The sequence below is a fragment of the Pseudomonas sp. NPDC089406 genome, assembly GCF_044900265.1.
In the GTDB taxonomy this organism is placed as follows: Bacteria; Pseudomonadota; Gammaproteobacteria; order Pseudomonadales; family Pseudomonadaceae; genus Aquipseudomonas; species Aquipseudomonas fakonensis.
This window is the reverse complement of record NZ_JBJDNC010000041.1, coordinates 35,020-53,343: the sequence shown is the minus strand read 5'-3', so window position 1 is coordinate 53,343 and position 18,324 is coordinate 35,020. Positions and strand designations below refer to the sequence as shown.

At 65.1% G+C, this 18,324-nt stretch carries 16 protein-coding genes; 6 read left to right on the top strand and 10 right to left on the bottom strand.

Translation table 11 applies throughout. From position 1 onward, the window contains the following. Positions 1–259 precede the first annotated feature (259 nt). The 3 genes from cprA to ACI2KK_RS23725 form a co-directional block, all read right to left on the bottom strand. A complete protein-coding gene (gene cprA / locus ACI2KK_RS23735) occupies positions 260–1,417 on the bottom strand; it encodes a cationic peptide resistance protein CprA (protein ID WP_404670853.1) in 1,158 nt (385 codons plus the stop codon). Between the two features lie 455 nt (positions 1,418–1,872). Then, positions 1,873–2,199, bottom strand: coding sequence for an AzlD domain-containing protein (locus tag ACI2KK_RS23730; RefSeq protein ID WP_404670852.1), 327 nt, complete (start codon positions 2,197–2,199; stop codon positions 1,873–1,875). Beyond that, complete coding sequence (locus ACI2KK_RS23725) at positions 2,196–2,924, bottom strand: AzlC family ABC transporter permease (protein WP_404670851.1); 729 nt, start codon at positions 2,922–2,924, stop codon at positions 2,196–2,198. Before ACI2KK_RS23725 ends, ACI2KK_RS23730 begins: the two co-directional genes overlap by 4 nt. Positions 2,925–3,031: 107 nt before the next feature. On the opposite strand from ACI2KK_RS23725, the gene ACI2KK_RS23720 reads away from it, so the two are divergent. After that, positions 3,032–3,913: a LysR family transcriptional regulator gene (locus tag ACI2KK_RS23720; RefSeq protein WP_404670850.1), complete on the top strand. Its 882-nt coding sequence runs from the start codon at positions 3,032–3,034 to the stop codon at positions 3,911–3,913. Positions 3,914–4,225: 312 nt separating this feature from the next. On the opposite strand, the gene ACI2KK_RS23715 is transcribed toward ACI2KK_RS23720, so the two are convergent. The 3 genes from ACI2KK_RS23715 to ACI2KK_RS23705 form a co-directional block, all read right to left on the bottom strand. Then, the gene (locus tag ACI2KK_RS23715) at positions 4,226–4,648 is read right to left on the bottom strand and encodes a hypothetical protein (RefSeq protein ID WP_404670849.1); all 423 of its coding nucleotides are present in this window, start codon (positions 4,646–4,648) and stop codon (positions 4,226–4,228) included. 184 nt (positions 4,649–4,832) lie between these two features. Then, on the bottom strand, positions 4,833–6,020 hold the full coding sequence (locus tag ACI2KK_RS23710) for an MFS transporter (protein WP_404670848.1): 1,188 nt from the start codon (positions 6,018–6,020) through the stop codon (positions 4,833–4,835). A gap of 582 nt (positions 6,021–6,602) precedes the next feature. Beyond that, complete coding sequence (locus tag ACI2KK_RS23705; RefSeq protein WP_404670847.1) at positions 6,603–7,784, bottom strand: NnrS family protein; 1,182 nt, start codon at positions 7,782–7,784, stop codon at positions 6,603–6,605. Between the two features lie 182 nt (positions 7,785–7,966). On the opposite strand from ACI2KK_RS23705, the gene xerC reads away from it, so the two are divergent. Beyond that, positions 7,967–8,881 carry a tyrosine recombinase XerC gene (gene xerC, locus ACI2KK_RS23700; protein ID WP_404670846.1) on the top strand — a complete coding sequence of 305 codons (915 nt, stop codon included), beginning with the start codon at positions 7,967–7,969 and terminating at the stop codon, positions 8,879–8,881. 190 nt (positions 8,882–9,071) lie between these two features. Here the strand turns inward: xerC and ACI2KK_RS23695 are convergent, their stop codons facing one another. Together ACI2KK_RS23695 and gspG are read right to left on the bottom strand one after the other, a co-directional pair. Then, positions 9,072–10,262, bottom strand: coding sequence for a type II secretion system F family protein (locus tag ACI2KK_RS23695; protein WP_404670845.1), 1,191 nt, complete (start codon positions 10,260–10,262; stop codon positions 9,072–9,074). 11 nt (positions 10,263–10,273) lie between these two features. Beyond that, entirely contained in the window at positions 10,274–10,699 is a 426-nt protein-coding gene (gspG, locus tag ACI2KK_RS23690; protein WP_369992064.1) for a type II secretion system major pseudopilin GspG, read from the bottom strand. 175 nt (positions 10,700–10,874) lie between these two features. Between gspG and ACI2KK_RS23685 the strand changes: the two genes are divergently transcribed. The 4 genes from ACI2KK_RS23685 (at position 10,875) to ACI2KK_RS23670 (ending at position 16,377) form a co-directional block, all read left to right on the top strand. Continuing rightward, complete coding sequence (locus tag ACI2KK_RS23685) at positions 10,875–11,474, top strand: lytic transglycosylase domain-containing protein (protein WP_404670844.1); 600 nt, start codon at positions 10,875–10,877, stop codon at positions 11,472–11,474. Positions 11,475–11,748: 274 nt separating this feature from the next. Continuing rightward, on the top strand, positions 11,749–13,197 hold the full coding sequence (locus ACI2KK_RS23680; RefSeq protein WP_404670843.1) for a sensor histidine kinase: 1,449 nt from the start codon (positions 11,749–11,751) through the stop codon (positions 13,195–13,197). 290 nt (positions 13,198–13,487) lie between these two features. Further along, the gene (locus tag ACI2KK_RS23675) at positions 13,488–14,981 is read left to right on the top strand and encodes a sensor histidine kinase (protein ID WP_404670842.1); all 1,494 of its coding nucleotides are present in this window, start codon (positions 13,488–13,490) and stop codon (positions 14,979–14,981) included. Further along, the gene (locus tag ACI2KK_RS23670; RefSeq protein WP_369992056.1) at positions 14,950–16,377 is read left to right on the top strand and encodes a sigma-54-dependent transcriptional regulator; all 1,428 of its coding nucleotides are present in this window, start codon (positions 14,950–14,952) and stop codon (positions 16,375–16,377) included. The genes ACI2KK_RS23675 and ACI2KK_RS23670 overlap by 32 nt, the downstream gene beginning before the upstream one ends. A 120-nt stretch (positions 16,378–16,497) precedes the next feature. On the opposite strand, the gene ACI2KK_RS23665 is transcribed toward ACI2KK_RS23670, so the two are convergent. Further along, positions 16,498–16,806, bottom strand: a complete 309-nt coding sequence (locus tag ACI2KK_RS23665) for a hypothetical protein (RefSeq protein WP_404670841.1) — start codon at positions 16,804–16,806, stop codon at positions 16,498–16,500. Positions 16,807–16,921: 115 nt separating this feature from the next. Beyond that, entirely contained in the window at positions 16,922–18,274 is a 1,353-nt protein-coding gene (locus tag ACI2KK_RS23660) for a GntP family permease (protein WP_217843416.1), read from the bottom strand. Positions 18,275–18,324: the final 50 nt, after the last annotated feature.

The following is an 18,324-nucleotide window of genomic DNA, read 5'->3' as shown; positions in this document are numbered from 1 at the left end:
GGCGACCGGCATGGATGCCGGTCGAGCGCCGATCGGGCCAGGGACGGCCCGTCGGCGCGTACCTGCGGAGCAAGCCCGGAGCGAGGGAACCCCCGGAGCGCAGCGCAGGGGGCCGGATGATGGGAGCAGGCGGCTTTGGTTACTTTGGCCGTCCAAAGTAACCCGCCGTAAGGGCGGAAAGGTGACTAAAAGCCTCTACCGTCAACGAATGAGTATGCATCTCCAAAAGCAATTACCATGAGCTCCGAACCCAAACCCATCACTTGAAATCCCACTGCATCTGCACCGCAATACTCACCTCACTGGAGGACCTCACACACACCTCCAGGTAATCGGTAAACCGCGGCGGCACCGCAATCCCTTCCTCCAGCAACCGGCTGTTGTCAAACAGGTAATTGAGGTCGGCAAACCCGCTGTACAAACGCAGGGCGCGCAGCACCAACCGCGGGTTGGCCGGCCCAATGCGGCTTTCAAAGCTGCTGGCCAGCGACTTGAGGTCGTCCACGCCAACCTTGCGATAACGTTCCCCCACAGGCTCCGCGCCATTGGCCAGGGCAAAGGCCCGGTCAATCTCGGCAAAGGTGCAGGCCGAACCGTGGCCGGCAGAGATGTGGTACAGGTCGTGATTGAGCTGCGGCTTTCGCGCCAGGCCAATCAGCGCCTCGGCGCAATAGTCCACCGGGATCACATCGATCTGCTCGTCCAGCCCGCAGGTGAAGCTTTCCAGCGCAAAGCCCATGCGAAACACCCAGAAGATACTGCCCGACGCCTGGCAGCCAAGGCTGCGGTGGCCAACCACGATGGACGGCCGCGCCACCACCAGCGGCAGGCCGGGCAGTTCTTCGCGCATGCGCCGTTCGATTTCCGCCTTGGAGGCGGTGTAGTCCACCAACTGCTGCTCAGCTTCGGGGAACTCCCACGATTCGCTGATCGGCGACTCGCGCTCAGGCCCGCAGCACATCGCGGTACCCACATGCAGGAAGCGCTTGAGCCGGGCCGAGCGCGCCAGCACCTCGGCGAAGGCAAAGGTGCCTTCGACGTTGACCGGCCAGATACTCGGGTTCTTCGAAAACGACGCCACGGCGGCGCAGTTGATCACCCGGTCCATCTGCATCAGGCGCGGCGTTTCACGGGCCAGCCAGGAGGTGTCGAGCAGGTCGCCGCAAAGGATCTGCCCAGCGTCCAGCGCCAGGCAATCGCGCTCGCTGACACCATGCTGGCGCAGGTTGTCACGCAGGCGCTCCAGGCCCTGGTGCGGGGTGTCGGCACGCACCAGAAAGCACAAGCCTGCACCTTGGCCGTCGGCCATCAGCTGTGCCGCCACGGAACCACCGAGAAAACCCGTGGCCCCGGTCAGCAAGATATGTTCGCGAGTCGCGACGGAGGTGAACATATTACCTTGGGTCAGTGCATTCATCGGTGTTGCCTCTAAAGTTGGGTGCTGCGCATTTGAAAGATATCAGTGTCAACGCGCCGTGAAAAAGTTGTGAGCCGTTAATTGGCTCATGCCATAGGCTGGTAATTGCTTTGGCTGTTGTTGCCCACGCTGCGCGGGGCCTGCAGGGCTCTAGGCTGAGGTTGGGGATTCTGGATGGGTGCGCCGGTTATTGCAATTGCAGGGGTGGGGAAGTTTGCGTGAAACTATTTTAATCGATGCGGCGCAAATGAATATTTTCTGTTTTATTCTGAAGTTTATTTTAATTTGAAAGTTGCTTCAGCTTCTGTTCAGGTAATATTCCGTGCGCTGTGCTAGTGCGCAGTATCAGATGCCTGTCAGACCAAGGCTGTACTTGTAGGAGCGGCCTTGCGCCGCGAAAGGGCTGCATCGCAGCCCCGGCAATTGTGCAGGGTTCCAAGATTCGCTGTCGCGCCTCACCACCCCCAATGCTTGAGCGCCAGCAACACCCCCATGCCCACCGCCAGGGTCAGCAGCGTGCTGCGGGTCTTCCAGGCCACCAGCCCGGCGACGACGGCGGCGGGGATCTGCGGGGTGCTCCAGTCGAATGCAGCATGCCGCTCGGGGAAGATCACCGCCGGCAGCACCAGCGCGGCCAGCACACTGGCCGGCACGTAGGCCAAGGCCCGGCGCAACAGCGGCGGGATGCGCAGCGCGCCGTAGAACTCGATGAACGACAGGCGCAGGGCGAAGGTGCCCAGCCCGGCCAGCACGAACACCAGCCACTGCACCCACGGGCTCATGACGATGCCTCCTGGGTGGCTTCAGCCCGTGCAGGGGTATGCAAGTGCTCGATGGTTACCCCGGCAATGATGCCGCCCAGCGCGGCCACCAACAGGCCCAGGTTATAAGGCAGGTCGACGGCCAGCACCGCCAGGGCGCCACCCACGATCGCGGCACCGAGGGTGGCCGGGTTGCGGATGCTGGGTACCAGTAGCGCCAGGAACGAAAGCGGAATGGCAAAGCCCAGCTGCCAGGAATCCGGGATGCCGCTGCCCAGCAGCACGCCCGCCAGCACCGCGAGGTTCCAGCCGCACCACATCACGATGGCCGTGCCGGTGTAGTAGTGGAAGGCGAAGGCGCCCGGGCCGCTGGCCGGGGTTTTCAGCGACCACAGGGCGAAGCTCTGGTCCGACAACAGGTAGGCCAGCGACCAGCGCTGGCGCCGCGGCAGGCGGTTGAAGTGCTGGCCCAGCGAAGCGCTGTACATCAGAAAGCGCAGGTTGATCACCAGGGCGGTGACCACCATGGTCACCGGCAGCGCGGCGCTTTGCATCAGTTGCATCACCACCAGTTGTGCCGAGCCCGAGTAGAACAGCAGGGTCATGCCCATGGCCTCGGTGGGCGACATGCCCATGCCGATGGCGGTAACCCCGGTGATCAGGCCGAAGGGGACGATGCCGGTGGTCAGGGGCAGCACGTCCCGCGCACCCTGAATGAATGCCTGCTTGCCGCTTGGGTAGTTCATGGTGGTTCTCTGTTGTTGTTTTGCCTGCTCAACATAAGGCGCTGCGGCAGATGGTCACAAGCGCAGAATTCTAGAATATTAGGCCTAGAAAAAATGAGCCTCGAACCATGCCCCTCGACAACCCCACCCGCCACGCGCTGCCACTCAATGCGCTGCGTGCCTTCGAAGCCTCTGCCCGCCTGGGTGGCTTTGCCCGTGCCGCCCACGAACTGAAGCTGACCCCTGGCGCCATTGCCGCGCTGGTCAAGACCCTGGAGCGCCAGTACGGCGCTGCGTTGTTCGAACGCCACGCCAAGGGCGTGCGCCTGACGCCGCTTGGGGAGAGCATCAAGGGGCAGTTCACCGTGGCCTTCGACGCTGTGGAAGACGCCGCACGCACCCTGCGTCGGCTGGCGGCGCCGCAGCGGGTGCATATCGTCACTTCGCCGGCCCTGGCGCATTTGTGGGTCGGCCCGCGGCTGCCGCAATTGACCCAAATGCTCGCGCCCATCGAAATCTCGGTCACGGCGGTGGATGAGGTACCCAACCTCAAGCGCAGCCCGTTCGACCTGTGCCTGTTCTATACCGACCGGCTCGAGCGCGGCCAGCGCGCGCTGGCCAGCGAAGAGGTGCTCCCGGTGTGCGTGCCGGCGCTGGCGGCCGGTATTCGCGGTGTCGAGGACCTGGCCCGGGTACGCTGCATCGCCGAGGTAGACTGGAACGACTGGGAGGTCTGGGCGCGGGAGGTGATGGGCGAGCCATTCGTGGCCCGCGGGCCGGGGTTCTCGCTGTATGCCAGCGCGGTGCAACAGGCGTTGTTGGGGGCTGGTGTGCTGATCGGGCGCAGGAGCCTGGTGCAGCGTTACCTGGACAACGGCGAGCTGGTGGCACCGCTCGCCCGTGCGGTGCCGCTGGGCCTGCACATTGCAGCCTGGGCGCTGCCAGCGGCCAAAGGCAACCGCTCGGTGGCGGCCGTGGAAGAGGGCCTGGCCCAGTTGGCTAAATGCTGACCCTTGTAGGAGCCGGCTTGCCGGCGATGGCGCCCTGGCAGGGGGCATCTTGGCCTGAAACGGCCTCATCGCCGGCAAGCCGGCTCTCATAGAACAACACATAACTCACTGACTTAGCAGGGACCTGTGGGAGCGGGTTTACCCGCGAACACCGGCGAAGCCGGTGCCAAGCTCCGCGTCGCTTGCTTCGCGGGTGAACCCGCTCCCACAGGGTACGCGGCGCGCTTGCGAATTCTGTTCTCTGCGCGACAGCGCAGCTCCAAGGGCTGAGTGATCTCCTACATGAGGCATGGCACTGCTGCTGGCCGGTACTCAGGCGGGGTGAATCATCACACTGATGCGCCGGCGTTCGATCACTTTCTGTGCATCGCCCTGGCCGGTGAGCTTGTCGAAGGTGACGCTGGCGTCGGCGTTGTGCGCAGGGTTGGGCAGCAGCTTGATCAACTGGTAAGCCTGGCCGCCCTCGGTTTCACTGGCCGGGAGCTGTTCGAAGGCCACTTCGCCGGCCTCGGCGCTGCTGGCAACCCAATGCTCGCCAGCAGCGAACGGCAGGCGGGCGGTGTAGGTGTCGCCGGCGACGCTGTGGAAGATGCAGCCGTCAACGGTTTGCGTCGATGAGCAATGGGCCGCCTTGGCGCCGGGGCGCAAGGGGTTTTCGATGGCGTATTCGGGGTTGGCGAAGGCACTGCTGGCGGTGAGGGTGGCCAGCAGGGCCAGGGGCAATTTGAAGGGCATGTTGGTACGTCCTTGAGAGATGGGCACGCACTCTACAGGTGGTTGCTGTCGGGCTTCAGTCTGCGGGAGTGCGTGTATACAGAATGTATAATCATCGGCTGGTGACGTCAATTTGCCGGCCAGGCCCGCTCCCGCAGGTAATGGACGCGACCAGCGCTGGTGCCGGCCGCGTATCAGGCATGGATCAATGCCCGCCTTTCATGCGCCGGGCAATCAGGTAGATCACCAGGCCCGCAAATGCCGCGGCTGCGCCGATGTAGCCGGTGCTGGTCCAGCCCAGGCCGGCGCTGATGGCCATGCCGCCGAACCACGGCCCGAGGGCGTTGGCCAGGTTGAACGCGGCGTGGTTGGAGGCGGCCGCCAGGCTTGGCGCTTCGTGGGCGATGTCCATCAGGCGGATCTGCAGCGGCGCGGCCAGGGCGATCATGGTGCCCACCAGGGCGATGCCCGGCAGCAGGGTCCACAGCGACTGGGCGGCGAACGAGAAGAACAGCAGCACGGCCATCGACCAGACCAGCACGATGCCCACCGCACGGAACTGCAAGGTGTCGAACAGCTTGCCGCCGGCGATGTTGCCGACGATGCCGCCCACGCCGAAGGCCGCCAGGCCGAACGGAATCCACTGCGGCGCCACCTGGGTCACCTGCAGCATGGTCGGCGCCAGGTAGCTGAACACGCAGAACATGCCGGCAAAGCCGATGGAGGCGATGGCCAGGGCCATCCACACCTGGGGCAGGGCGAAGGCGCGCAGCTCTTTGCGCGGGTCGCTGCGGGGTTCGTCGTGGGGCTGTGGCACGAAGCGCCACACCAGGGCGACGGTGGCCAGGGCGATTACCGCCACCAGCACGAACGCCGAGCGCCAGCCGAAGAACTGGCCGAGCAGGGTGGCCACCGGGTTGCCCAGCAACATGGCCAGGGTCAGGCCCATCATCACCCGGGCCACGGCGCCGGCGCGCTGATTGCTGGCGACCATGCTCGAGGCCACCACGGCGGCGATGCCGAAGTAGGCGCCATGGGGCAGGCCGCTGATGAAGCGGAACGCCACCAGGCTTGCGAACGATGGGGCGAACGCGGTGGCCAGGTTGCCAATGGCGTACAGCGCCATCAGCAGCAACAGCATATGCTTGCGCAGCAACTTGGCGCCGAGGATGGCCAGGGTCGGCGCACCGACCATCACACCCAGGGCGTAGGCGCTGATGGCATGGCCGACCTGGGGTTCGCTCAGTTGCAGGTTGCTGGCGATATCGGGCATCAGGCCCATGATGGCGAACTCGCCGGTGCCGATGGCGAAGCTGCCGAGGGCCATGGCGGCTTCCATTTTCACGACGGTGGATTTGGCGGGGAGCTGGGGCGGGGCTTGGTGGACAGACATCGGGATCCTTTGCGAAACATGCTGAAACGTTTGATGGCCGATGGTAGACGTTTCGCGCAGGCGTAGTCGAGGCTGGATGTGGCCGCAATCCCGTCAGGCGCCGTTCACCCTACTGGCCTGTGCCGAGCCTGTAGGAGCCGGCTTGCCGGCGATGAGGCCCTTGCGGGCGGCTTATATTTTGCGGGTTGGGCTAATGATGGATTCGGTATGGCACGGGCTTCGCCCGCGTTCGGGGGACAAGCCGGCTCCTATGGAACAAATCACAACTCGTTGATTTAACGAAGACTCTGTGGGAGCGGCTTTAGCCGCGAACACCGGCGAAGCCGGTGCCATCTAACGCGGCGCCTGCTTCGCGGCTAAAGCCGCTCCCACAGGTACGGCGCTTGGTTCGGGGTTCGCGCGATCCTGTAGGAGCCGGCTTGCCGGCGATCACCGGCACAGCCGGTGCCAGCATTCGCCTGTGCCGGCTCCTACAGAGGGCGCGGGCGCGCTTGCGGCCGCAGTTCCCTGCGCGACAGCGCAGCCCGAAGGGCTGGGTGATCTCCTACGGGGGCCGAGCCAGCTGGTAGGCGCAAATCGCCGTCACCCAGGCATCCCGTCCACCCGAGCCCGCAGCAGAACCGGCAAATAATGCCACACGAACAACCCCAATCCGGCACAAGCCAGAAGCACCGACAACCCCAGCCCCAATGACGTGACCGGCACCAGCAGCACCCGCGCCACTGCGGCCATCTGCACCAGCGCAAACGCCCAGCCGATGCTGGCAGGCACGGCCAGCGGCCGCCCGGTATGACCCAGGCTCACCCGCGCCATCATCGCCACGATCAGCCCGGTCATACCGCCGACACTCAAGGCATGCACCGCCAGGCTCGGGCTAACGGCAACACCCGCATGCCAAAGCGCCAATCCCAGGCATGCCGGCACCATCCAGGCGTAGGCCAGGTGCAGCGACCACAGCAGTGGGACCTGCCAGATACCCCGTGCGTACCACACCACCAGGCGCACCGCGTGGAGCACGGCCAGGGCGGCAAACAGCACGGCCATGAATGCGTTGGGCGCTTCGTTGAGCCCGGCCGCGTAGCTGGCCGGCAGGGCGATGCTGCCCAGCAGGCAGGCGCGGTCGAGCCACGGGCGTGCCGGGGCCGGTGTCATGTTGCCAAGGCCACGGCGGGTGAAGAACGGAATCACCCGGCCGCCGATCACGCTCATCATCGCCGCCACCAGCCACAACCCGGCGAGCACGCCCCGGCGCTGCAGGCCCTCGTCATGGGTAAGCCAGCCCACCAGGGTCAGCCACTGGCAAGCAGCCAGCAGCAGTAGCAGTGCGACGATGGGGTAGTTGTTGCGCAGGCGCCTCTGGATGATCGGTCGCGCCAGGGCCACGGCCACCAGCGGCAAAAAGGCGCCCTGAAGGGTGACCATCAACCAGCCCGGCAAGGGCAGGAACCAACTGGCCCGGCCCAGCAGCCAGAGCAGAAACAACCCCTGCAACGGGCGGCCGCCAAGGCCGGGGATACCGCTCCAGTTCTGCACCGCCGTCAGCAAAAAACCAGCGACGATCGCCACGGCAAACCCGAACAGCATCTCGTGGCGGTGCCACGCCAGCAGCCCGCCTGCAGGGCTGGCTTGCAGCACACCGGCCAGCACGCCGCCCCACAGCAACAGGGCCAGCAGGGCGAACAGGCTGCCGCCCAGGAAGAACGGGCGAAAACCCAGCGCCCAGAGTGCCCGGCGCGGGCGAGCGTTAATCGGCTGAACGAGCATGACGGCCACCTTGGTTCGATTCCGGAAGGTCGATTGGGTTACCATCACGATCCATGCCAGCTAACAAAGCCTTGAATATCAAGGTGATGGCACTCTATAGAGTCAATATGACTTCATGTTAATCCAGTCTTTATGACTTGCAGATAGTCATAAAGACCTGCTTCAAGTGACAGGACCTCGTTGTGACCGATCTTCTGCGCAACCCGCTGCTGCAGTACCTGGCCCGCCTGGCGCCCTCCAGCCAGCTGACCATGCGCTACATCCTGCAGGACGCCGCCGACCGCCTGGGTTTCGTCGATGCCGACATCGCCGACGTGCCCTGGCACCACCTCGAACCTGGCCACGTGATCGCGCTGGTCGCGGCGCTGCGTGCCGATGGCTACGCCCCCAATACCTCGTCGCTATACGTGAATGCCGTGCGCGGGGTGATGAACGAGGCCTGGCGCCAGGGCCTGATCGAGCACGATCAGCTACTGAAAATTCGCGAGATCAAGCCGGCCACCGGCAGCCGCCTGCCGCCGGGGCGCAACCTGCGCCGCAGCCTGATCCGCGAGTTGATGGATGTATGCGCGGCGGACCCGCGCCCGCAAGGGGTGCGCGATGCGGCCATCCTGGCGCTGCTGTACGGTACCGGCATGCGCAAGTCCGAATCGGTGGACGTCGACCTGGCCCAGGTGGATTTTGCCGAGCGCAGCGTGGTGGTGATGGGCAAGGGCAACCGTCAGTTGCTCAAGTACGCCCCGGCCTGGGCCTTCGACAAGTTGCAGGCCTGGCTCGAGCTGCGCCGCCAGCACCTGCCGGCCGGCGAGCGCGACGACAGCTTCCTGTTCAACCGCATTCGCCGTGGCAGCCACATCACCCGCGCGCGCATCACCAAGCACGCCATCTACTACATCGCCCGCCAGCGCGGGGCGCAGGTGGGCGCGAAGATCATGCCCCACGATTTTCGCCGGGCCTTCATCACCCGGGTGATCGAAGAGCACGACCTGTCGATCGCCCAGAAGCTGGCCCACCACGCCAACATCCAGACCACGGCCGGGTACGACCGGCGCGACGACAACGAGCGGCGCCGGGCGGTGGAGCGCTTCGATTACTGAGTGAGAGATGGGCGCGACCGGGGCGGGCCTGTTGAATGAGTGGGCAGGCACCGGCTGCGCCGGTGATCGCCGGCAAGCCGGCTCCTACAGGCACCGCGCCGGATTCAGGTTGTGCGCAATCCTGTAGGAGCGGGCTTGCCGGCGTGCCGAACCACCGCGAAGCAGGCGACGCGGCGATTGGCCTGAGCACTCAATGAATACTCGAAGCCAGTTCGAAGATCGGCATGTACATCAAAATCACGATCAAGCCGATCAACAATCCGATGAAGGTCATCAGCAAGGGTTCGAACAGTTTGACGAACCATTCCACCCAGCGGCCGATTTCCTGGTCGTGAAAGTCCGCGCAACTTTCCAGCATCTGGCCCAGGTTGCCCGACTGCTCCCCGGCACGCAGCAGACGCAGCGACACCGGGGTGACCAATTGCCCGGCCTCCAGTGCATCGGACAGCGGCAGCCCTTCGGCCACCCGCCGGCTGGCCTGCTCCAGGCCCTCGGCGGCGGCGCTGCCGAGCAGCCCGCGGGCCATGTTCAAGGCGGTGAGAATGGGGATGCCGCCCTGCAGCAAGATGCCCAGCGAGCGGTAGAAGCGCGCCAGCTCGTACATCACCAGGCGCTGGTGCAGCGCCGGCACCCGGCGCAGCTGGCGGCTGGCCCAGCTGCGTACCCGCGGGTTGCGGCGCAGCGCCACCAGCAGCGCGACCGCCCCGAGGGTGCCAAGGCCCAGGGGCAGTTGCTGGGCATGCAGGAACAGGCCGATTTGCATCAGCACCCGCGACAGCCACGGCAGCTCCGTGCCCATGCCTTCGAACACCAGGCTGAAACGCGGCACCACATACCCCAGCAAAAACAGCACCACACCACCGCCCACCAGCAACAGCAGCAAGGGGTAGACCGACGCCCCTACCAGCTTCTGGCGCACCAGGTCCAGGCGCTGGCGGTAGCTGATATAGCGGCCCAGCGCGTCACCCAGGGCGCCGGTGCGTTCACTGGACTGCACCAGCGCCACGTACAGCGCGGGGAATACCCGTGGCTGCTGGGCCAAGGCCTGGGACAGCGAGCGCCCCTCGTACAGTTGCCGTACCAGTGCTTCCAGGGTCTTGCGGGCAGCGCCGCTGGGGGCTTTTTCGGCCAGGCTTTCCAGGGCGTCGATCAGCGGCAGGCCGGCATTGAGCAGGGTGGCCAGCTCCTGGCTGAACAACACCAGGTCGAAGGCCGGCGCGCGGCGCCAGGGCAGGGCGCCCAGGCTCAGGCCCGGCTTGCGCACGCTGAGTACGCGCAAGCCTTGGTTTTCGGCCTGACGCCGGGCCTGGTCGAGGTCCTCGGCATCCACCTGCAACTGCACCACGCCCTGGCGGCCCAGGGCCTTGAGTTCGAAGCGCATGGCCGCGCCCCTTACTGCCAGCTGGTGATTTCGGCGTTTTCGCCGTCACCGCCGGGCTGGCCGTCCTTGCCCATCGACAACAGGTCGTACTCGCCGCCGTTTTCACCAGGTTGGCGGTAGATGTACGGGCGGCCCCAAGGGTCCTGGGGCACGGCCTTCTGCAGGTACGGGCCGGTCCAGCGGGCTTCGCCGCTGGGGGCGATTACCAGCGCCTGCAGGCCTTGCTCGCTGCTGGGGTAATGGCCGACCTCCAGGCGGTACAGGTCCAGGGCCTTGCCCAGGCCTTCGATCTGCGCCCGCGCCACCTTGGCTTCGGAGCGCCCGAGCTGGCTGAAGTACTTGGGCGCGACAATGCCGGCCAACAGGCCCAGCACCACCAGCACCACCAGCAGTTCGAGCAGGGTGAAACCGCGTTGGGCATTGATTCTGCGCTGCATGACGAAACCCTCCGTTGCGTTTTGGCCTTGCCATGCAACAGCCGTGCACGTCTAGGCCGGGCCCTTGCGCCATGCGCATTGGCGGGCGGCACGCTGCTTGCGTCAGTGCTGCAAACCCCGGGTTTTCCGGGGTATTTCCCCCACTTCGGGGGCCACGAACGGGGAGGCGACCGGCATGCGTGGTCTGATGCTGATGGCGACGGGGCTGGCGGCGGGGCTGATGGCCCTGGGCGCTCAGGCCGATGTGTACATCTCGAGCGATGGCAAGGGCGGGTTCATTCTGTCCAACGTGCACCGGCCAGGGCGCCAGTACGACCGGGTCATCAGCGAGTCTCCCGGCAGCAGCGGGCCGGTGAACGCGCAACTGGTCACTGGCCGACCCTATGCCGAGGTGGTGGCTGCAGCGGCATTGGCCAACGATGTGCCCCAGGCCTTGCTGCACGCCTTGATCAAGGCCGAGTCCGGCTACAACCCCAAGGCCCGCTCGCCCAAGGGGGCGGCTGGCCTGATGCAACTGATGCCGGACACCGCCAAGGAGATGGGGGTCAAGGATGTGCTCGACCCCGAGGCCAACGTGCAGGGCGGGGCGCGTTACCTCAAGCGCATGCTGACCCTGTTCGACAACGACATCACCTTGGCCGTGGCGGCCTACAACGCCGGCCCCGAGGCGGTACTGAGCCGCGGCAAGGTGGTGCCACCATTCGCCGAGACGCGCCGCTATGTGCCGACGGTGCTGCGCGACTACAGGTTGCTGCAGGGGTTGGCCGAGCCTTAGTGTCCTGTCTCGGAAATAAGCTGTTCACTTTTGACGGCGTCTTGGGCGCCCGGCCTGCGTTGCCACTCCTCGCCATAGCCCTGCTATGACTCGTCGCGGCGCCTTGGCCGAACACCCAAGCCACTCGCCAAAAGAGAACGTATTTCCGAGACAGGACACTAGTGGCCTGTACGGCGGGTTCGTCGGCTCACGCCCGGTTCCGCTGTCCAGGCCACTGGTTTTCCCCAACTCTGGGCTATAACCAATGAACAGTGCCCAGCAGCAGAAGCCCACCATGGACCTCGCCAACCGCCCCGAACCCGCCGTACCCGGTACCGAGGCCAGCACGCCGCGCAAGCCGTTCAACCTGCTGCGCTGGTATGCCTGGGTGAGCCTGGCCATCATCCTCTCGGTGGCCGTGGGGCTGGGGCTTATTTCCAGCCGCTTCATCATCAACGAAAGCATCGAGCGCGACGCGCTGCTCACCGCCCAGTTCATCACCTCGATTGCCGACGCCGAGGTGCGCCACGTGTCGATCCCCAACGTGCGCACCATGGGCGAGCTGCTCGATCCGCGCACCGACCAGGCCATGCCCGATGTCGACCCCGAGGCGCGGCGCAAGGCACGGGGCGAGTTTCTCGACCATATCGCCCACCTGCCGGACATGCTGCTGGTCAACATCTATGCCCCGGACCGCACGGTGATCTGGTCGAGCAACCCGGCGCTGATCGGCAAGCTGATCGAGGGCGATGACGACCTGGACCGGGCCTTCGAGTACAAGATCCGGGTGTCGGCCAGTTATCACGACTTCGAGCTGGCGCGCAGCGAGCAAAAGTTCGTCACCCCGCCCGAGCAACTGTTCATCGAGAACTACATCCCGCTGTTCGACGCCGATGACCAGCAGGTGACGGCCATGGTCGAGATCTACAAGGAGCCCCATGACCTGATCGTGCGCATCGAGCATGGCCTGCTATTGATCTGGCTGGCCATCACCGTGGGCGCCGGGCTGGTTTACGTGGGGCTGTACGGCATCATGCGGCGTGCCGCGCGGTTGATGGCGGTGCAGCAAAAACGCCTGATCGGCAACGAAACCTTCATTGCCCTGGGCGAGGTGTCCTCGGCGGTGGCGCACAGCCTGCGCAACCCCCTGGCCAGCATCCGTTCCAGTGCCGAGCTGGCCCAGGCCTTTGACGAAGGGCCGGCGCAGCGGCATGTCAATGACATCATCAGCCAGGTCGACCGCATGTCGCAGTGGGTGCGCGAGCTGCTCCAGTCGCTGCGCCCGCTCAATGACGAAGCAGTGCCGGTAGACCTCGCTCTGGCCCTGCGCGAGAGCCTGCAGGCCTATGCCGCGCCGCTGCGCCGCAGCGAGGTGACGGTGCAGGTGGCGCAGTTGCCGGCAGTGCAGGTGCTGGGGCAACCAGCGCTGCTGGGGCAGATTTTCAACAGCCTGTTCGCCAATGCGTTGGAGTCGATGGAGCAGGGCGGCGAGTTGCGCGTGGAGGTGGTGCGCCATGACCGGCGTTACCTGGTGCTGCGGGTATCCGACACCGGCAAGGGCATGAGCGAGCAGCAACAGCGCATGGCTTTCCGGCCGTTCTTCAGTACCAAGCAGGGCGGCCTGGGGGTGGGCCTGATGCTGGTCAAGCGGATCATGGAACGCTTTGGTGGGTCGGTGCGCTTGAGTAGCCGCCTGGGCGGTGGGACGAGGGTGTCGCTGAGCTTTCGCTTGGTTAGGACTTAAAGTCAACCATTGAAAATCTGATTCAAGTTACTGATTTATATGGGTTTTATATTTATGGGTGAAAATTACCCAAATCTGGGGATTTTTAAGAGATTTTGGATTGCAAAGTATCTATAACTAATTGATTTGTCGTTGTTTTATATTTTGATTGTGCAGCTGGCTGACTTTTTGCAGCTTCACCCATGCCGCTTTCATCAAGCGTGTTGCACTACCTGAAAGACGGCCATTCGCTACCACTGGTAGCAGTGGCACCACGACCCTTCATCAGGCTTGCAGGCGGGACCTACGCGATGCAGATGCTGGAGAACCAAGCCCTAGACAAGGCAACGGTGCCGTCCACCGGGCTGGCTGCGCCGCTGCACGAGTTCAACCTGCTGCGCTGGTTCTCGCTGGTCAGCCTGTTGATCATCGCTTCGGTGGCCGGCAGCCTGGGTTATGTGTCGACCCGTTTCGTGGTGCGTGACAGTGTCGAGCGTGACGCCATGCTGACCGCCCAGTTCATCCAGGCCATGGCCCAGGCCGAGGTGCGCCATTCGCAATTGCCACCGGGCACCACCATGGGTGAACTGCTCGACCCGCGCCTGGACCAGCGCCACCTGCAGTTCAGCCCGCAGTTGGCCGAGGCCACTCGGGTGGAGTTTCTCGACCATATCGAACACCTGCCTGACACGCTTTTGGCCAACGCCTACGCCCGCGACCGCACGGTGATCTGGTCGACCAACCCGCAGCTGCTCGGCAAGCGCATCGATGATGATGGCGGCCTGGAGCGCGCGTTCCGTTCGCGCAAGTCGGTTTCGGCCAGCTATCACAAGGTCGACGAGGACCGCGAGGAGCAGCAGTTCCAGCGCGAACCGCGGCACCTGTTCATCGAGAACTACATCCCGCTGTTCGACAGCCAGGGTGAGCAGGTGCTGGCCATGGTCGAGGTCTATAAAGAGCCCCAGGACCTGGTGCGGCGTATCCACCGCGGCTACGTGCTGATCTGGGCGTCAACCCTGGTGGGCGGGGCGCTGGTGTACTTCGGCCTGTTCTGGATCGTGCGCCGCGCCGCCAGTTTGCTGCGCCATCAGCAGGAGCGGCTGATCGCCAGCGAAACCTACGTGGCGCTGGGCGAGATGTCCTCGGCGGTGGCCCACAGCCTGCGCAACCCGCTGGCCAACATCCGCTCCAGCGCGGAGCTGGCCCAGGATATCGCCAACCCGCCTGCGCAAAAGAACATCGCCGACATCATCACCCAGGTCGACCGCATGTCGCGCTGGGTGCGCGACCTGCTGGTGTCGCTGCGCCCGACCAGCGACGAGCCCGAGGCGGTCGACCTGGTGGCTGCCGTCGAAGACACCCGGCAGACCTTCGCCCCGCAGATCGAGCGCAACGGCGTGCGCTTTACCTTCGTCGGCCCCGCCGAGCAGCGGGTGGCCAGCCAGCCGCTGCAGCTGACGCAGATCCTCAACAGCCTGTTCGCCAACGCCCTGGAGGCCATGCCCCAGGGCGGCGAGCTGCGTGTGGAGGTGCAGGTGCTGGAGGGTGGCCAGGTGGCGCTGCTGCTCAGCGACACCGGCAAGGGCATGAGCGAGCAGCAAAAACGCATGGTGTTCAAGCCGTTCTACACCACCAAGCAAGGTGGGCTGGGTGTCGGCCTGGCCCTGGTCAAACGCATCATGGAACGCTTTGGCGGCTCGGTCGAATTGAGCAGCCGCGAAGAGGAAGGAACCCGTGTCAGTCTGATCTTCAATATTGCAGCGGGAGGGGACCATGGAGCACAGCATCCTGGTGGTCGAGGATGATGAAATCCTCGCCGAGAACATCAGTACCTACCTGAGCCTCAAGGGCTTTGAAGTCACTGTGTGTCACAGCGCGGAACTGGCCCTGGAGCAGGTCGCCCGGGCCATGCCCGATGCGGTGCTGACCGACAATTCGCTACCGGGCATGAGCGGCCACGGCCTGCTCAGCGCGCTGGTGGCGCAGGCGCCGGAGTTGAAGGTGATCATGATGACCGGCTACGGCAACGTCGAGGACGCCGTGCTGGCCATGAAGGAGGGGGCCTTTCATTACCTGACCAAGCCGGTGGTGCTGGCTGAACTCAAGTTGATGCTGGACAAGGCCCTGGCCGCAGAACGCATGGAGCGCACGCTGACCTTCTACCAGGAACGCGAGGCGCAGAAGTCCGGCCTGCAGGCGCTGATCGGCGAGTCGCCGGCCATGCTCGAACTCAAACACACCCTGCGCCAGTTGCTCGACGCCGAGCGGCGCATGGCCAGCGGCGACCTGCCGCCGGTGCTGGTCGAGGGTGAAACCGGCACCGGCAAGGAACTGGTGGCCCGCGCCCTGCACTTTGACGGCAGCCGCGCCAAGGGGCCGTTCATCGAGTTCAACTGCGCCTCGATTCCGGCCAACCTGCTGGAGGCCGAACTGTTCGGCCACGAGAAGGGCGCCTTCACCGATGCCAAGGAGCGCCGGGTGGGGCTGGTGGAGGCCGCAGACGGCGGGACGCTGTTCCTCGACGAGATCGGCGAGATGGACCTGGTGCTGCAGGCCAAGCTGCTCAAGCTGCTGGAGGACCGTTGCATCCGCCGCATCGGCGCAGTTAAGGAGCGCAAGGTCGACCTGCGGGTGATCAGCGCCACCAACTGCAACCTGGAGCAGATGGTGCAGCAGGGCAAGTTCCGCCGCGACCTGTTCTTCCGCCTGCGCATCATCGCCATCAAGGTGCCGCGGCTGTACGCCCGGGGCCAGGACATTTTGCGCCTGGCGCGGCATTTTCTGGCCCACCACGGGCGCCGCTACGGCAAGCCGAACCTGCGCTTTTCGGCCGAAGCCGAAGCGTTGATGCTGGGCTACAGCTGGCCGGGCAATGTGCGCGAGTTGCGCAACATGCTGGAGCAGACCGTACTGTTGGCGCCGACCGAGGTGATTGGTGCACACCAGTTGAACCTGTGCCTGAGCCTGGTCGACGAACCGCTGGCACCACCACCGCCCACGGTGCTGTACGAAGTGCCGCGCCATGAGCCCGAGGTGAACGGCAGCTTGCCGGACATGGAGCGCGACATGGTTTGCCGCACCCTGGACCGCACCGACTGGAACGTCACCAAGTCGGCGCGGCTGCTGGGGCTGTCGCGGGACATGCTGCGCTACAAGATCGAGAAGCTCGGGCTGACCCGGCCGGACAAGCGGCAGTGGTGATATCAGGGTAATTGCCGGGGCTTCTGCGTAGCCCATCGCGGCCGCAAAAGGGGTAACCGTGGGAGCGGGCTTGCCCCGCGATGGCCTTATCGCGGGGCAAGCCCGCTCCCACGGTTCGAGTCAGGGTTTACCGCCACTGCCTGAACTCCCCCCTTCACCCTGGCGCCCCATCCCCTCCGACCCGCTGCCGCCATCCATCCCCGGCAGGCCGCGGTCGTCGTTCTGTTCGGCCGGCGGGCTGTCCGGGTCGTTGCCCTTGATGCGCGGGTCGGTGTCCCGCGGCATGGGCTTTTCGATGGGGTTGAGGGTGCTGTCCACGCCCGGTTGCGGGGCGGGGTTGTGCGGGTCATCCGGGTAGGTGGTGCCGGTGCCGACGGCAAGCGCCAGCGGCGAGACGAGCAGGGCGGCGAGCAGGAACGAACGCTTCATGGGGCAGGCTCCGTGGCTGTGACGTCTATAGACCCTTCAAGCCCATCGCGAGCTTGAGGGCATGCAGCTTTGGGCTGCCTGCCCATCAGCAAGGTGCCATCACCCCGATCAACGGTCACACCACCATCGACAACAGCATGATGAAGATGATGCCCACCACCGAGAGGATGGTTTCCATCATGCTCCAGGTCTTGAAGGTTTCTGCCACGGTCATGTTGAAGTACTGCTTCACCAGCCAGAACCCGGCGTCGTTGACGTGGGACAGGATCAGCGAGCCGGCGCCGGTGGCCAGTACCAGCAGCTCGCGGTTGACCCCGGGCACCAGGTCGATCACCGGGGCGACGATGCCGGCACCGGTGATGGTGGCCACGGTGGCCGAGCCCGTGGCAATGCGGATCACCGCCGCCACCAGCCAGGCCAGCATGATCGGCGAGATCTCGGCTTGCACCGCCATTTGCCCGATCACGTTGCCCACCCCGGTATCCACCAGCATCTGCTTGAAGCCGCCGCCGGCACCGACGATCAGCACGATGGCCGCCGTGGGCGCCAGGCTCTGGTCGAGCATCTTCATGATCTGCTGGCGGCTGAAGCCGCGGGCCGAACCGAAGGTATAGAAGGCCAGCAGCAGCGCGGCGAGCAGGGCGGTGATGGGGTGGCCGATCAGGTCCATCCACTGGCGCACGATGTGTTCGGCGGGCAGCACCACGTCGGCGAAGGTCTTGAGCAGCATCAGCACCACCGGCAGCAGCACGGTCACCAGGGTGATGGTGAAGCTCGGCAGGTTCTGCTGGTTGGATTCGCGGGCAATCTGGTCCATCAGCTCCTGGGACGGGTTGCCCGGGATATAGCGGGAGATGAAGTTACCGAACAGGGGGCCGGCGATCACCGCAGTCGGCAGGGCCACCAGCAGGCCGTAGAAGATGGTCTTGCCAATGTCGGCGTGGAAGATTCCGATCGCAAGCAACGGCCCCGGGTGCGGCGGCACCAGGCCGTGCACCACCGAAAGGCCGGCCAACAGCGGGATGCCGATCTTCACCAGCGACACCCCCGAGCGCCGGGCGACGATGAACACCAGCGGGATCAGCAGCACGAAGCCGATTTCGAAGAACAGCGGGATGCCCACCAGGAAGGCGGCGAACATCATCGCCCAGTGCACCTTCTGCTTGCCGAAGGCGCGGATCAGGGTTTGCGCGATCTGGTCGGCGCCGCCGGAGTCGGCCATCAGCTTGCCGAGCATGGTGCCCAGGGCCAGGACGATGCCGACGAAGCCCAGCACCCCGCCAAAGCCGTCCTGGAACGACTTCATCACCTTGGCCACCGGCATGCCGGAGGTCAGGCCGAGAAAGCCAGCTGCCAGGGTCAGGGCGACGAAGGGATGGACCTTGAAATGAGTGATCAGCAGGATCAGCCCGACGATGGTGACCAGCGCGTCGAGCAACAGGAAGGTATCAGTAGCCAGTCCGAACATGGTTCGTTTGCCTCTGTATTGTCGTTGTTGTAGTGGCGTAGCGAGTGAAG

What these genes read in the sequence shown, in the direction of transcription:
- ACI2KK_RS23720 (WP_404670850.1), top strand. Translation starts at nt 3,032, where the DNA reads ATGCCCCTCGACAACCCCACCCGCCACGCGCTGCCACTCAATGCGCTG.
- ACI2KK_RS23730 (WP_404670852.1), bottom strand. Translation starts at nt 2,199, where the DNA reads ATGAGCCCGTGGGTGCAGTGGCTGGTGTTCGTGCTGGCCGGGCTGGGC.
- gspG (WP_369992064.1), bottom strand. Translation starts at nt 10,699, where the DNA reads ATGCAGCGCAGAATCAATGCCCAACGCGGTTTCACCCTGCTCGAACTG.
- ACI2KK_RS23725 (WP_404670851.1), bottom strand. Translation starts at nt 2,924, where the DNA reads ATGAACTACCCAAGCGGCAAGCAGGCATTCATTCAGGGTGCGCGGGAC.
- ACI2KK_RS23670 (WP_369992056.1), top strand. Translation starts at nt 14,950, where the DNA reads ATGGAGCACAGCATCCTGGTGGTCGAGGATGATGAAATCCTCGCCGAG.
- cprA (WP_404670853.1), bottom strand. Translation starts at nt 1,417, where the DNA reads ATGAATGCACTGACCCAAGGTAATATGTTCACCTCCGTCGCGACTCGC.
- ACI2KK_RS23675 (WP_404670842.1), top strand. Translation starts at nt 13,488, where the DNA reads ATGCAGATGCTGGAGAACCAAGCCCTAGACAAGGCAACGGTGCCGTCC.
- ACI2KK_RS23715 (WP_404670849.1), bottom strand. Translation starts at nt 4,648, where the DNA reads ATGCCCTTCAAATTGCCCCTGGCCCTGCTGGCCACCCTCACCGCCAGC.
- ACI2KK_RS23660 (WP_217843416.1), bottom strand. Translation starts at nt 18,274, where the DNA reads ATGTTCGGACTGGCTACTGATACCTTCCTGTTGCTCGACGCGCTGGTC.
- ACI2KK_RS23710 (WP_404670848.1), bottom strand. Translation starts at nt 6,020, where the DNA reads ATGTCTGTCCACCAAGCCCCGCCCCAGCTCCCCGCCAAATCCACCGTC.
- ACI2KK_RS23665 (WP_404670841.1), bottom strand. Translation starts at nt 16,806, where the DNA reads ATGAAGCGTTCGTTCCTGCTCGCCGCCCTGCTCGTCTCGCCGCTGGCG.
- ACI2KK_RS23705 (WP_404670847.1), bottom strand. Translation starts at nt 7,784, where the DNA reads ATGCTCGTTCAGCCGATTAACGCTCGCCCGCGCCGGGCACTCTGGGCG.
- ACI2KK_RS23680 (WP_404670843.1), top strand. Translation starts at nt 11,749, where the DNA reads ATGGACCTCGCCAACCGCCCCGAACCCGCCGTACCCGGTACCGAGGCC.
- ACI2KK_RS23685 (WP_404670844.1), top strand. Translation starts at nt 10,875, where the DNA reads ATGCGTGGTCTGATGCTGATGGCGACGGGGCTGGCGGCGGGGCTGATG.
- ACI2KK_RS23695 (WP_404670845.1), bottom strand. Translation starts at nt 10,262, where the DNA reads ATGCGCTTCGAACTCAAGGCCCTGGGCCGCCAGGGCGTGGTGCAGTTG.